Below are 13844 nucleotides of genomic sequence, written 5' to 3' on the forward strand. Positions count from 1 at the left end.
TTTCCTACAGGTAATCCAGGCTATTGAATATCAGGATCAGCCCGACGATGCACATAATCCACGAAACCGCCGATCCCGAATGCCGTGCAAGCCTAAGACGGAGCTTCTCCAACGGTCTGTGCATGGCGCGCCCCAATAATAAATGCAGTACAAACACGATGAACGGCGGCAGCACCATAATCAAATTATAAGCGGCTAAAATCGGGAGCCACTGATAGACCGCCAAATTTGAGGTCGACATAAGACCAATGGCAGCAAAATAAGGAAACGCCGTGCCCACTTCAACCAACGATGTGGCGAACCCAAGCGCAATCATGGAGGATATCCTTGCAGACTTCGGCCTCGGCAAATCCGAGCTTTTACTCTTGGGATAGTAGAAGCTTGCTATAAATAGAATCCCCCCGATAATCAGCATAACCCAGCTTACGATACGGTTCTGCAAGATGGAGGAGAAGGCACCCAGTAAGGCATCCATGCCCAACATAAAGGCAATGCCCACTAAAAAATAAAAAGCTGCGACTGTGGCCAAATAGATCATTAAGCGTGAACTTAACCGCTCTTTCTCCGTTAACATCAAATAGACCGTTACCCCTAGAGTTGCCGGACTGAGTGTGTCTAACAGGGCTAGTCCCCCTATCATAAGCAGCATTTCAAGATTCACGAGTTTCCTCCTTACTCCGGGCGGAATCTTGCAGGGAAGCAGCGTATATATCATAGGCTCGCTCCATATATTCGAGAACTTCCTGATCTATTGGGTAGAGACCGAGCTCTTCCGATTGCTCCGGCGATTTTCTCAACTCCCATAGCTTATTGATAAATTGCTCTTCTCCTGCGAAATCTTCTACCTGTTTTTCCAGCATCCGCCGGATGATGTTCTGTACCCTTGGCGAGGAGGGATCGTCTTTCAACATATACCGTTTGATCTGGCCTAACAGAGCAATCCACTCCATGGAATCGGGGTCATCACCGTTCATTTTGGGGAGCTTTGCCCAACTTTCCACTTCCCTATCGTTAAACATGCTCTCCTTGAATGCTCGACGTCCTTTTTTATTGCGATTCCATAGCTGGATTAATTTCCGGATGGCCAGACTTTCATTCCCGTCTTCCGCTGCTATACCGTTAATCAGTTCACGAAGGGATGACTCTATTTTCTGCAATCTTGCTTGTTCTTCCATGATATAGACTAACTGTTTTTCCAAGCTAATCGACCAGTTCCAGTCAGGGTCGGCCAACATCTCTTTAATGTTTTGCAAGCCGTAGCCCAATTCTTTTAAAAACTGGATGTACTGGAGTTTCTTTAAATCTTCTTCCGTATATAGACGATGTCCCCCTTCCGTCTTGGATGAGGGCGCCAGCAATCCGATCTGGTCATAGTATCGAAGTGTCCTGACTGTAATCTTCGTCTGTTTCGCAACCTCTTTGATATGAATCAAGCACGGGCACCTCCTGCGATGGACATCCTAGTTTTCCTTGTCCCTGGATACAGCATATTTAATTAAATAACCCAGTCCCAGTCCGACCAGAACTCCGGGCAAGGCTTGGCCGAGCATAAGTCCGATCCCTGCCCCTATTATGACACATGCATAAATAATGATATCGCCTGATTTCATAACTATATCCCCTTGTAATTGATCTCTTCTCCTCCCGGCTTCCCGATTTGGCGGATTTCACGAATAGAATCAGGAGGAGCTTCATCGTCGGCTTCATTATACAAAATGACGCTGCGTCACTTTCAAGAGGTAATCCGAATCTATGGGATTGATAGTTCCGTAACGTCATCTTTTATAATGCTCATAAGAGCTTCAGGCGGTCCTGACTGGAAACTCAATTCTATATTAAAGAAAGGTGATTTCGATTGAAAAAGTTACTCATACCTTTTATGACATTTTTATTTATATTTGTCCTATCGGGCTGTAATCAGGGCGCTAATGAACAAGATATTCAAAGCATTCCGCTTAATGATTCATCTGCTATCCATATTGATAGCGGAAGTATCGCTATAGAACTGGAGAGTGCGGAAATCGACGACATGGAAATAAGGTACGACAAAAAATGGGGTCTTGCGGTCAAATCCGGTATTTCCTCCGTTCAAGATGCGGATGAAATAAATATAAGAGTCGAGAGCCCCCTAGCCCGTATCGGACGAAAGCCCAAGCTTCTGGTGCGGATTCCTTCGGGATATGAGGGAAAAATCTTCGTCAACAGTTCTTCCGGCCGCGTGACGGCCACCCAATTCGAGAATAATCACATTGAAGTGAATACCAAGAGCGGCAATGTTTCTCTTGATTTTGCCCAATTCCACAGTGATGTCCATGTGTCGACCACAAGCGGCAATATTCAATTGAAGCTAAACACCAGCGAACCGGATCTTAATCTTCGTGCCAAGACCGGGAGCGGGAAATACATTGTTTCTATCCCTATACAGAATGACTCCAAACAAAGTCGTGGCCAAATTTCCGGAAAATCGGGAAAAGGAACGTATGAAGTAGATATCAGCACTACTTCCGGCGATATAACCGTGCAATAGCAGCAACGTCACGGCGGAACCATTGATCTGTCTTTATTCATGCAATGCCTGCACACCTCTCATATTTCTTAACCATACTTCCAGTCAAATGCCTAAAATGAGCATTGAGCAATCGAGAAGAAATGTTCAACAATGCTGCGTGGTAATATCTAGATAATCCGCAGGCAGGCAAATTGTAAAATTCAAGATTATATCGGGGAGGCTAAGAAATGGGCAGAATTCTTATGACTATGCAAATGTCGTTGGACGGCATCGTCTCAAACGAGGATAAGTGGATGACATTAAGTGAGGAAATTTTCGAAGATTACTACGAATACTACAATACGGTGGAAACGATTATCGTAGGAAGTAACTCCTATTCCTCATTGGCGCAGCATTGGCAAAACGCAGAGGAATTTTCCAAAAACCCCCTCGAACAAGCGATAGCCAAGCGCATAAACGATATCCCTAAAGTGGTCATTTCCCGCTCGGAAGTGAATCTGGTATGGAGGAATTCTCAGCAAATCATAGCCAAGGACGATAAATCTCTCGCTCGCGAAATCATGAATCTAAAGAACACTGCGGGAAAAATCTCTGTGGAGAGCGGAGTAAAGACGTGGCAGTTATTCATTCAAAATGATCTCTTTGATGATCTATGGGTGCTCGTTCATCCTGTGGTCGTTTCCCAAGGCGAGAAACTATTCGCTCTTGCCAATAAACAATTCTCCATGAACTTAAGCAGCAGTAAAACATACGAGAACGGGGTAGTTGGGTTGTACTATCAAAAATAAGTGAACTCGCCCTGCCCTGTTCTTACAACACCTTCATGATCTTCTCGGGAATATTTTTCTCCTTCTACGTCTACCCTCATAGGCCTGTTGTATCGCTTTGATGTTGATTTTTGCTTATTGAGCAGCCTATGATTTCTTTTCGATTGCTCTGTTATTTCAGTTGCCTTTTCTCCACGTAAAAATAAAGCCACTCCTACAATGAAGTGGCTTTCTCATTTCCATTTGAGCAAATTATGGGAACAAATTTCGAAAAAAATGGCGCTCCCTTTGCACTACAACTGGGCTACGATCACTTTAACGCCAAGCGCCTCAATGCGTTCAATAGCTTCCGGATCAGCGTCCTGGTCTGTAATTAACAAGTCTAAATCCTCGATTCGTCCGGCCTTCGCGAATCCATCGTTTCCGAGGGAATGATGCGTGGCTATTCCAATGCGACGGCGGGATACCTGAGCGACCGCTCTCCCGAATGCCCCTACTTCCGGGGTAGCTACAAATACTCCTTCTTCTGAGATCCCGCCCCCCGTGATGAAGCTGATGTCAAACTTAAATTGACGAACAAATTCGTTAGCAAGAACATCCGTAATATTACCGGACGGCTTGACTCGGCCACCGATTAAATAAGTGTCGACCCAATCCCGTTCCTTTAGCACATCGGCTACCCGCATACTGTTAGTAACAATCGTAAGGGGCATTTGATCAGGCAAGTACTTCAGCAATACATACGATAAAGAGCCACTGCCGATAAATACAGTATCGTTCTCACGAATATAGGATGCCGCTATTTTAGCAATTGCGTTGCCTTGCGGCGTTCCGTCACCGTAACGTTGGTCCGGAGGCGGAGGGGACTGCCGAACCTTCGCAGGTGGTATTGCGCCACCGTGAGTCTTCTTAAGCAAGCCCTGCTCCTCCATAATGGACAGATCCCGTCTAATGGAATCAATGGAGACCTGGAACCTCTCTGCCAAGTCCTTGGCAAATACCCGCTTCTCCTGATTCAATAAAGCAAGAATTTTCTCCCTGCGCTCTTCGGCAAACATGCTTGACTCTTCCTGCACCATACCCTTTCGCTCCCTTTTCCTCATCTTTTTACCTAGTATAATTCAATTATATTCTGTTTTATTCCATTTTGGAACAAAAATGAGGAATATTTATCCACATATTTTCCGTTTTGTGCTGTTTTATAATGAGGGACGGAGAAGGGACGGCTCGTTACCTGGTTTTTTCTATATAAAAAAACCTCTAAGACCAAAGGTCTTAGAAGTCACATAATTGGCCCTTCTTGATTTCTTCTCGATTGCTCTGTTATTGCGGTTGCCGGTTCGCCTAGTGCCATCACCTTCAAGCATTACCGGCCCGTTTGTATCGGAATCTCTTTATCGAAAAATACGATCGAAGCAATTTCCTTATCATTGATTACATTTTCAAAAGTTTTGATCATAAGGATTTGCTCACTTATATGTTCCGACAAATATAATCCGGAAAAAATAGCCGTCGTTTCTGAGGTGCCGTCTGCATAGTTTATCGTGATGGGAAAGTTATCTAAATGTTTATTGTCTCCAATTTCCTTTAATTCGCCGGCAGCTTCGTTAATTTCTTCCAAGTAGCTGCTATCCACTTTTAAAGTAATCGAAATGGGTGAGACCGAGATCGATTTTAACACGGCCTCATATCCGTACATGGTAATGTTTTGATTGACCGGATAAAGGGTGGAGTAGTCCTTGAAATCCAATTTAAATTCAGTTTCCCAAGTCCCCGGTATGATCGTTTCGAAAATCCCCGGAAGCGGATCGGCTGCTTGTAAATCTTTGAGCCGTAAGTGAACTTTTTGGCCGGCTATGCTATTTCTCGTCATGACACTCATAACCAAGCTAATTTTGTTGTCACTTCGGTTGCCATCATCGAGGGCTTTAAATCCTACGCTTTGAAAGTTCTGCCTTGTCGTTATGTCGTTATCCAAAAAGCGATACCGCGCAGCGTCTAATACCGTACCCTCTGGCGCAGAAAAATCCATTAAAATATAGGTCAGATTACTGTCGCCGATCACTTGCTTAATGGTAAGCGTCCCATTCTCGTTGGTCACTTGCTTGTCAACTACATAAGCGCCGTTTGACAAATATTGTGCCTGCTCATGATTTACCGGATTAAGAAATTTTAGAAAGGCTTCATCTAATCCCATATACGCCGCTGCAAAAGCGGTTGTCGTTAACCCAGCCATCAGCACCGCAGCCAGCACGGCGGATCTTAAGCGTTTCACGGGAGCAAATCCTCTGTGCCTTATCTTTTCATTCCGGCTTTGCACTAAAATGTTTTGAAGCATCTTTTCTTTTTGCTCCGTTTTTGGCGCAAGAGCTTCGAAGAGCTGATGAATATGACTTCTATTCCTCAAGGAAATTCCCTCCCAGGTTAATTTTAAGGCGCTGCCTGCCTCTGGACAGCTGCGTCTGGACCGTGCTCTCTTTGCGGCCCAACATCTCCGAGATTTCTTTAACGGAGTACTCCTCAAAATAATAAAGATATAATACGGTTTTGTATTTCTCCGGAAGTGAAAGCAGTCTGGCCAGCACCTGCCCCGACGGCACATCGCCATTCCAAGCTGGAACCTCCGGTAAAGCATCTAAAGCGATACGACGGGTCTTCCACCAATTTTTCAGAATGTCTTTACAGTAATTTCGGGTAACTACCGTCAACCACGCTTTTTCATGCTCATGGTCATTGAATACGATTTGTGTTTTGATCAGTTTTAGAAATACAGATTGAACAGCGTCTTCTGCATCAACGGGATTTTTCAAATAGATGTAGCACAGCCTGTAAACTAGATCCGCATGCCGTTGATAGAGTTCGGCCAATTCTTTATCCGTACGCAATAAAGAATTGTTTTCCATCTTTTCGCCTCCTACATACAACACGATGGCCGACTCGAAAATATCCCATTGCCCGGTATTATTTTTCTATATATCATTTTCAGTCCCCGCTCCAGTCAGAATTTCATGGAACAACAAAAGCCTTCAATCCCACCTTTAGAGTGGTTTTGGAGGCCTTCTTGTTCTAATTCTGGGACTTTGACCGGTACTTGGATGTAACCTCATGTGAATTCTATCGATGTAGTGTAATTGAGAAGTACTATGACTCTTCGAGTTAAAATTCAGGTTAAATAAGAATTACCATTCTCTCCATTCCAGCGTAATATCATGGCCTTCCTCAATCTCTAATCCGGCTAGCCTGGCCGCCTTATCAATAAATTCGGCGAATTCTTCCCGTTCACTTGTCTCAATAAAATAATCATGCTCATCATTCACATCATTTAGGGCAAGTATAGTTTCTTCTACGGCCTTCATGATCTTCTCCGGATTCCTATTCTCTTGCAGCGATACTAATTGGTTTAAGTAATCGTCCAGAACTTTATCACAGCTTAATAAGCTCTCTTTCGTATAGAAGTCATCTTCATCCTCATCTTCAATCATTCTTTCACGCCATAATTTTGTCGGTTTTTCATTAAACAGATCATGTAGTGTCATTTGAATCCCCCATTTTCTCTGCTTATTATCAGGTCTATCCTATAACTTCACAGCATTTCTCATAACGCGTTATTCTGAGCTTCCAAACACTCTGAAATAGCCTGGTGTCGAATCCGACTAACTTGTACTGTACCGCCACTATCATATCATGCTTGGAAAATCGAGGATACCAGTGCCGATTCTTTCTAAACATTAAACCTCGTTTGCACGTCCCATCTTGTTCGCCTATAATAGGAACTAATGTTCCTTTTTTGAAGGGGGAAAACACTCCAATGAGCCGCGGGAAAAAAGCAATGAAAATCGAACCGCCGATTATTCCGAATGAACTATCTGAACTGACACCGGATGATATCCAATTGAATGATTTTGTAGAGATGGGAATCATACAAAACTGCGTAATAGAGCATCTGACAGATCACAAAGTGACCTTCGATAAAATCATCTTCAAACAAGTCACCTTTACAGAATGCGCCTTGACAGGCGTGGAACTGACCGATGTCATCTTTGAAAAGTGCGATCTATCCAATGTTGATTTCAGCGAAGCCATCATTCATCGAACCGTATTCCAAGAATGCAAATTGATCGGCATTCATTTAACCGGTTCGACATTGCGGAATGTCCTCTTTGATCAATGTATAGCCGATTACGCCTCCTTCCGATTTTGCAATACCAAGCAAGTGATCATTCAGGATAGTTCTTTGTGTCATACCGATCTTAGCTACTCTAAATTACATAAAATTGAATTCTATCGTTCCAAGATGGACCAGGCTCAATTGTCGGGTACCAAGCTGAACGGAATCGACTTAAGCGATTGTCAGTTCAATGGGTTAGGCGTGGGGGTGGAAGATTTGCAAGGCTGTATCATTACCCGTGAACAAGCCTACCTATTTGCATCATTGTTCGGACTCATTGTTAAGGAGGATTCTTGAACGCCAGCATTGGCGAATCTGGGCTGAGGAGAATGTCAGCCTCGCCGGGTTATCTTCTTCGATTATCTTCTTCGATAGAGATCCATACTCTTATACCCGGCAGCCAGAACCGCCTTCATTTCTGCACGCCGCTTTACTCTTGTTTCCTCCTGCACCGCACTATACACATATCGGGCCCAGTCCTTGCGATACCCCGGAGTGAGTGATTGGTAGAAGGCAAGCACATCCGGACTGTCCTGCAAATCTTGCTCTATATGCGGAATCATGGCAAGATAATCGTCGACGCTTTGACTAGGTTTGGAGGAGGTGCGATTTTTATTTCGTTCATCCGCTTTTAAACCGACAACACTACCTCCCATTCGATTAAAAGTGGAAAGGAAAGGCACGGTCTGCTCATTACAATTAGTCCCATACATCTTGAAGAGGAAGTCCTCGTTCTGTTCGTGCCAGGTCAACAACACGTTGGATAAAGGCAGTTTTTGCTCGTGTATATCCGTCAGAGTCTGAATGATATTGTTCAGCCAAAACACGTTTAAGCTCACCGTACTCCTGGACTAAATCAGGATGAGCCCGGAGGTAGTCGCGAAATAGCAGCTCATTTCTTTCATAAAATCCTTCGATCGGCAGGATATGCAAATGATGCGTACGAGTCCCTGCGAGCTCTCTTACAAATAAATGACGCCCGGTCATGCCTGTTTCAATATAGCGGTAACCCAAATGGTTAAGCAAGTTCGCATAGACCGTTTCTTTAAGCAAAGTGTCCACGGCCGCAAACATATCGATGATTGGTTTTGCGTCTTGATGGGGTATAGAAGTACTGCCGATATGTTCAAGGGTAGCGGTGTGAGGGGCCAATATTTCAAGCAACCGGTCCTTCTCTTTCTCAAATTGCTGAGGCCATTCAGAGCTGTAAGGAACTACTTTGACTACATAATGATTTTGGTCGGACATTGTTTCTCCCCCTTTTTCAGTGATATCAAGTGCAAAAGAATGTTTTGATAAAGTATCATCTGATTATTGTCTTGTCAATCATTCGGGAGCGATCAGATGGCTGTTACCTCCGAATAGCTCTGCGCCGCGGCAAAATCCAACCGGCACCCATCATATTAATAGAAGCCCTGCTGCTGGATCCGCAAGGCTCCTGAGCCATTTTCTTTCGATCCATGTCATTCCCCTTCTTTCGAAAATAACTCGTCGCGCGCTTCGGTCAGTGCGAAGCCCAGCAGGTTACGCCCCCGCCATTTCATTGGATTCTCCGCGTCCGGGTTGGACGGCCCCATCCCTATTCCCCAGATACGGTCTCGCGGACTGGCCTCTACCAAAATGCGGTTTTGCGTCGATCTTAGAAAATTGCCAAGCTGGGGATTCTGCGAAAACTTCGCCAAGCAGCCCTGCTTGACTATCGCGTAGCATTGGCTGTCCCAGACGGCCTTGTCGAAGTTTCTTACCGCACGCCCGAAGGCTTTCATCTCCTTCGGATGCTTGGCCTGCAGGATGGCGGCCAACATCTCGTCATCCCGGAATAGCCGTGCCTTCTCCGCCATCATGTACTGCTCGGCACAGGAGTACTCTGTTCCCTCCACGACGAACGGGCTCATCCACCATTGGCTTAAGCAGCTTTTATCTATGCTTCCGTCTCTCGACGGCGTATGGCCCCAGAACAACAGAAACTTATATTTTTGCCCTGCAAGATAAGCATTTCGTAAATCCTCGATATTGTATATCATTATAATTCCTCCAGTCTTCTTCGGTACAAGCGGGATGGACGGTGGCCCGCATTCTCGGTATAGTGATCCGTTTCCGTTACGAGATCGGCCACTTTGCGCCGGAAGGCGGCTTTCAGCAGCTCCTTATCCAAAATTACCTCATATACCTGCTGCAGCTCCGTTAACGTAAACAGCTTCGGCATCAGGTGAAGCGCAATATCCGTATAATTCACCTTGCCCCGCAACCGCTCGATGGCATAAGCAATAATCTTCGCATGGTCGAAAGCCAACCCATCGTTGGAGACGATGGTGTAAGACGTTGCGGTCGAGGTTTCCGTTGCCGTCACCGTACGTTCCACTACGGCAGTCAGCTCCCCGTAATTGGAGCTAAGCTTGAGCTCGTACTGCAGCGCTTTGACATATCCGCCCTCGATCAGCTCCTTGCGCTCGCGCAGTAGCCGATAGGACACCTTGAACCAGGCCGCGCCGACAGCGTCATCCCCCGCCTTCAACTGCACTTGGCCGCTGTTGATTAGCGACATATAGCTGCAGCTCATGACCCAAGTCCGGGGATCCCGTCCGACATCACTGAACGTATATAACTGCTCCAGATATACGTTATCTACGCCGGTTTCCTCGTACAATTCCCTCGCCGCGGCCTGTTCCGTCGTCTCATTGGACCGGACGAAGCCGCCCGGAAGCGCCCATTTGCCCAAGAAAGGATGCGCTCCCCGCTGAATAAGCAGAACCCTCAGCTCCTTCTCCGGGAGCTTGCGGTAATTGTTCTCCTCGGCCTCCGTAACGGTGAAAATGACCATGTCCACCGCCACCGAGGGACGCTCGTAATCCCCCGCCCGATACCGTTCCAGAAATTCCCGTTCCGTCAATCCGTTGCCGTCGCGATCCAGAATATCCATCAGCCTCATCCTCCGTTTTCAGCTATTAACGTTCTCCGAAATAATTGTCGTATGGCTTGAACCGTGCCAATACTTCATCTACCTTCCGCATCCGTTCCTCCAGGCTCCCCCTCAACGTAATGAAGGGAATTCGGCGCTCCTTCAAATCGGCGATAATCTGTTTATGGAAAGTATGCCGTTTCTGGTCCCCGCTGCGATCCCACGTATCCTCATAAGGAATATCGTCGTCGCATAGGAAAAACAAATCGTATCTCTGCGCATTTTCCAGTGCCATTCGGGTTAACAACTCCGGCGCCCGGCCGTGATAGTCCATTGCAAACATGTAAGTGGTAATCGCGTTCGTGTCGACGAACAGATACCGGTTTGCTTCAAGCAGCGCCTTCTCTTCCCTCTCGATATGCCCGACTGCGATCTCATCGAAAGCCTCCAGCCGAATTCTTCGGTCCACTTGGTGCTCGGTCCAGTAATCCCGTCCGTACTCGCTTGCGAATGTTGTCCGGTACCGCCGTGCCAAAGCTTCCGTTATCGTCGATTTACCAGTCGACATCGCACCCATGAATACGACTTTCGTAATTAAGTCCCGGTACACGACATCGCTGATATATTCCCGGTACTTATAAGGATCGGACCGAATCATCGTCGCCGAGATCGGAACCCGCTTGCGGTCTTCATCTACCCGCCTATCCACTGCGCCCAAAGCAAGGCTCATATGCTTTCCATAAAATTCACTGGAGTAAAAATGCGTCACCCGCTCACCCTTCAGCAAACCGAGAATGTACTGCTCTTGCCGGATTTCATGCTCCCGGTCATTGGAATATCCGTCCGGACCGTCCCAGGCTTCGATAACCCTGACCGCCGGATACAGCTTGCGAATCCAGCTCGCCCGAATATGCAGCGGAATCGTCATCACGTCCGTTTCATAGATGACAACGATCAATTCGTCCACCTCTTGCAGGGCCGTTTCTATCATGAACTGGTGTCCTTTATGCAGCGGCGCAAACTTTCCCAAAGTCAATCCCAGCTTTTTCATAGCAGTACCTCCTTAGCCCCTCTGTTCCAGGTGTAGTAACCGTAGACCGCATTGACCAGGTACGCGCTCCACATGATGATCATCAATACGCCGTCCGGGCTTCCGTCCAGAGTTCTAATCACCCACAACAGCACCGTGAAAATATTCAGGACAATGTAGACCAGCCACTGCTCCTTAAACCTTCTGACCATCAAAACCGTCGCCACCACCGATAACACGGTCGTAAGGGCATCGATATAGGGCGAATTCTGCGACGGAATGAACGACAGTCCGAAACCGAGCGACAGGCTGCCTAATGCGCAAACGGCCGCTACGAGGAACAAACCTCTCCGATCCATCTGCCTCATGACCAGCTTGCCGCCATGGCGATGCTTCTTCCACATGATGAAGCCGACCGCATTCATGGGGACGAAGAAGAGCAGATTCAGCATAACCTCCCCGAACAATCCGTTGACGTAAGCCAAATATGCGTAACCAAATGTATTATACATACCGAAAACATAGGTCATCAGGTTGCCTTTGGCCGCAAGGACCACGCACAATACTCCCGTAAGGAAGACCGTGAATCCGAACAAAGTATCCTTCATAATTACCGTCAGTACGATAGCAATCCCGGAGAACAGGCCCAGCCAAGCTATTTCGTATAAGTTCCAATCGCCCCAAGTTTTCTTCATGAGTATCCCCTCCGGCTCCCCTTGGTATTCATCTGATAATAACAAATTGATAATATCAAAATTAACAGAAGAGCGCTCCGCCAACAAGTGACTTTTTGCCTATTTTATTGGTTAGAGGGGGGTGTAATAAAGGAAATCCCTTGTCTTTGACGCAAAGACAAGGGATTCGAAGGGCTACTATGGGAAATATATGGCCCGCAACCCGCCAATTCCGGGCGACTTTTTGCTTAAGTAACGTTACAACGAATGCCCTTAGTTAAGCATCTCTAATAGTTTTCCTAGAACGGCTTCCGGGTGGGACCAATGAATATAATGCTCGTTAGTAGGTAATGTCTCCCGATGACTCCGAGAAGACCAATGTAATAGCTATTTCTGTACACTTATGGCAAGTTTTATATAAGCGCCTCTACCAAAACCTTCGCAAAATCCGAAAGATGATAAAGAGAATTCCGTTGTAGCATGCAAGTATAAAACCACCAACGACAATCGCTTCCAGCATCCCGTCCGGAGCGGTTTGAAATAACTTTAAATATACCCAGCCAGTCAACTGTGCCATTAAGAGAAGCCCCACATCCCTTAACGAACGATACCATTTCACCTGTTCACGCCAATATGCCCCGACAACCAAAAGAAGTACAAAGTTGAACCCGCCTACCCAATAAGCAGGGGAGTCTTCACTGAACATGCCATCATCCAACGGCCAAGAGGGCATCCATCGAATCGCGATCAGCAAATTGCCGATCAGCATTGCCAGCAGAATTAAATTAAACACCTTCTTGTCACGCATCAATTCCTTGCTCCGCTTTCTCGCCCTCATCTCCGAACTAAGCCATAGCTTTAAGCTATTAAACCGATGGCTGCCGATTCTCGGCGAGCTTGTATCGCTATCATAGGGCACTTTAGGCAATTCATCGTATCCGGTCTGGTAATCATCTACCTGAACTATACTGACATTTGCCCCCGTACTATAGACGGGAATCCCCTTTTGTTTGAACCGTTGAACCCATTCTTCCAGTTTCTCAGGGTCTTCCAAGCCGAACAAGGAATAATCGGTATGGCCTTGTTCGTTAGTCCATTTCATAATAATCTTGGCCCCAACCACGTGATAACCCAGCCTATTCGACCCTCTGGATTGGTAACGAATTGTCCTGCCGATCAACACTTCCTGTATTTGATCAAAAGTAACTAGATGCTCCCATTCTTCCCCTGTTTTTATTTTCTTCAGATAAGTATAATAACCATCCTCTTGCAGCTCGCATTTGAGGACAATTTCCGTATACATCTTATTGGAATTGCGAACCAGCCGAACCGCCCAAGTCATGAACCCGCCAAAGGCTAAGCAAACGGCCGCTACAAACCAATGTTGCCCGAAGAGAAATAGGATTCCTAAGCCATATGCTGCAAATCCGACCAAAAAAAACAACCCCAGGAAGGCAGCATTAACAATCTTCGCCCATGTCGGTATAGCGTTGGAGTATTTCAAATCTTCCTTCTCACGCATCTCAATCAAAGCCGGTTCCTCCCATTCCATCATTCTATATGTACTACACTTGATCCTTAATATTTTTTAATTCTGGAATTCGATATTTCTGTGACATAATACGTTGTTAAAGAAATTTCGATTCAATAAAAAAAGCTTCTAACGAAGCCTTATTAAATACCCCACAAACTTTGGTCTCCGGATAGTTCAAGTCGTCCGCCAAGCAATTAGTAACTCAACTTTCGCACCTGAAATTCTTGCCTGATGCCAAGTATGACAAGGAGTTAACGGTATAT

The 13844-nt window shown here is 46.1% G+C and carries 17 protein-coding genes; 3 read left to right on the forward strand and 14 right to left on the reverse strand.

All coding sequences use genetic code 11. The annotated features are described in order from the left end of the window. Window positions 1-4: 4 nt before the first annotated feature. Genes ACFQ03_RS13595 through ACFQ03_RS13605 form a run of 3 tightly spaced genes read right to left on the reverse strand, consistent with a single transcriptional unit; the run spans window position 5 to window position 1610 of the window. Complete coding sequence (locus ACFQ03_RS13595) at window positions 5-661, reverse strand: GAP family protein (RefSeq protein ID WP_379288740.1); 657 nt, start codon at window positions 659-661, stop codon at window positions 5-7. After that, window positions 651-1433, reverse strand: a complete 783-nt coding sequence (locus tag ACFQ03_RS13600) for a MerR family transcriptional regulator (protein WP_379288742.1) — start codon at window positions 1431-1433, stop codon at window positions 651-653. The genes ACFQ03_RS13595 and ACFQ03_RS13600 overlap by 11 nt, the downstream gene beginning before the upstream one ends. Window positions 1434-1460: 27 nt before the next feature. Next, window positions 1461-1610, reverse strand: a complete 150-nt coding sequence (locus tag ACFQ03_RS13605; RefSeq protein WP_186328534.1) for a hypothetical protein — start codon at window positions 1608-1610, stop codon at window positions 1461-1463. Between the two features lie 245 nt (window positions 1611-1855). Here ACFQ03_RS13605 and ACFQ03_RS13610 point away from each other — a divergent pair, with 245 nt between their 5' ends. Both ACFQ03_RS13610 and ACFQ03_RS13615 read left to right on the forward strand, forming a co-directional pair. Then, the gene (locus ACFQ03_RS13610; RefSeq protein ID WP_144942011.1) at window positions 1856-2527 is read left to right on the forward strand and encodes a DUF4097 family beta strand repeat-containing protein; all 672 of its coding nucleotides are present in this window, start codon (window positions 1856-1858) and stop codon (window positions 2525-2527) included. 209 nt (window positions 2528-2736) lie between these two features. Next, window positions 2737-3297 carry a dihydrofolate reductase family protein gene (locus ACFQ03_RS13615; RefSeq protein ID WP_144942009.1) on the forward strand — a complete coding sequence of 187 codons (561 nt, stop codon included), beginning with the start codon at window positions 2737-2739 and terminating at the stop codon, window positions 3295-3297. Window positions 3298-3569: 272 nt separating this feature from the next. Here the strand turns inward: ACFQ03_RS13615 and ACFQ03_RS13620 are convergent, their stop codons facing one another. The 4 genes from ACFQ03_RS13620 to ACFQ03_RS13635 all read right to left on the reverse strand — a co-directional run bounded on the left by ACFQ03_RS13620 (window position 3570) and on the right by ACFQ03_RS13635 (window position 6812). Further along, complete coding sequence (locus ACFQ03_RS13620) at window positions 3570-4334, reverse strand: DeoR/GlpR family DNA-binding transcription regulator (protein ID WP_379288768.1); 765 nt, start codon at window positions 4332-4334, stop codon at window positions 3570-3572. A gap of 308 nt (window positions 4335-4642) precedes the next feature. Continuing rightward, on the reverse strand, window positions 4643-5683 hold the full coding sequence (locus ACFQ03_RS13625; protein ID WP_379288745.1) for a DUF4179 domain-containing protein: 1041 nt from the start codon (window positions 5681-5683) through the stop codon (window positions 4643-4645). Further along, a complete protein-coding gene (locus ACFQ03_RS13630) occupies window positions 5673-6179 on the reverse strand; it encodes an RNA polymerase sigma factor (RefSeq protein ID WP_144942005.1) in 507 nt (168 codons plus the stop codon). Before ACFQ03_RS13630 ends, ACFQ03_RS13625 begins: the two co-directional genes overlap by 11 nt. A 276-nt stretch (window positions 6180-6455) precedes the next feature. Continuing rightward, entirely contained in the window at window positions 6456-6812 is a 357-nt protein-coding gene (locus ACFQ03_RS13635; protein ID WP_379288747.1) for a hypothetical protein, read from the reverse strand. Window positions 6813-7084: 272 nt separating this feature from the next. On the opposite strand from ACFQ03_RS13635, the gene ACFQ03_RS13640 reads away from it, so the two are divergent. Continuing rightward, complete coding sequence (locus tag ACFQ03_RS13640) at window positions 7085-7741, forward strand: pentapeptide repeat-containing protein (RefSeq protein WP_379288749.1); 657 nt, start codon at window positions 7085-7087, stop codon at window positions 7739-7741. Window positions 7742-7803: 62 nt separating this feature from the next. On the opposite strand, the gene ACFQ03_RS13645 is transcribed toward ACFQ03_RS13640, so the two are convergent. The 7 genes from ACFQ03_RS13645 to ACFQ03_RS13675 all read right to left on the reverse strand — a co-directional run bounded on the left by ACFQ03_RS13645 (window position 7804) and on the right by ACFQ03_RS13675 (window position 13578). Further along, complete coding sequence (locus tag ACFQ03_RS13645; protein WP_379288751.1) at window positions 7804-8157, reverse strand: YdeI/OmpD-associated family protein; 354 nt, start codon at window positions 8155-8157, stop codon at window positions 7804-7806. Next, window positions 8144-8692, reverse strand: a complete 549-nt coding sequence (locus ACFQ03_RS13650) for a GrpB family protein (RefSeq protein WP_379288753.1) — start codon at window positions 8690-8692, stop codon at window positions 8144-8146. The genes ACFQ03_RS13645 and ACFQ03_RS13650 overlap by 14 nt, the downstream gene beginning before the upstream one ends. A 215-nt stretch (window positions 8693-8907) precedes the next feature. Further along, on the reverse strand, window positions 8908-9468 hold the full coding sequence (locus ACFQ03_RS13655; protein WP_379288755.1) for an NADAR family protein: 561 nt from the start codon (window positions 9466-9468) through the stop codon (window positions 8908-8910). Then, on the reverse strand, window positions 9468-10364 hold the full coding sequence (locus ACFQ03_RS13660) for an NUDIX hydrolase (protein ID WP_379288758.1): 897 nt from the start codon (window positions 10362-10364) through the stop codon (window positions 9468-9470). Before ACFQ03_RS13660 ends, ACFQ03_RS13655 begins: the two co-directional genes overlap by 1 nt. A 25-nt stretch (window positions 10365-10389) precedes the next feature. Beyond that, window positions 10390-11394: an AAA family ATPase gene (locus ACFQ03_RS13665; protein WP_379288760.1), complete on the reverse strand. Its 1005-nt coding sequence runs from the start codon at window positions 11392-11394 to the stop codon at window positions 10390-10392. Further along, complete coding sequence (gene pnuC / locus ACFQ03_RS13670) at window positions 11391-12068, reverse strand: nicotinamide riboside transporter PnuC (protein ID WP_379288762.1); 678 nt, start codon at window positions 12066-12068, stop codon at window positions 11391-11393. Before pnuC ends, ACFQ03_RS13665 begins: the two co-directional genes overlap by 4 nt. Window positions 12069-12474: 406 nt before the next feature. After that, window positions 12475-13578 (reverse strand): hypothetical protein, encoded by a 1104-nt coding sequence (locus ACFQ03_RS13675; protein ID WP_379288764.1) that lies wholly within the window; start codon window positions 13576-13578, stop codon window positions 12475-12477. Between the last annotated feature and the right edge of the window lie 266 nt (window positions 13579-13844).

The sequence above is a fragment of the Paenibacillus residui genome (assembly GCF_042677205.1).
Taxonomy (GTDB): domain Bacteria; phylum Bacillota; class Bacilli; order Paenibacillales; family NBRC-103111; genus Paenibacillus_L; species Paenibacillus_L residui.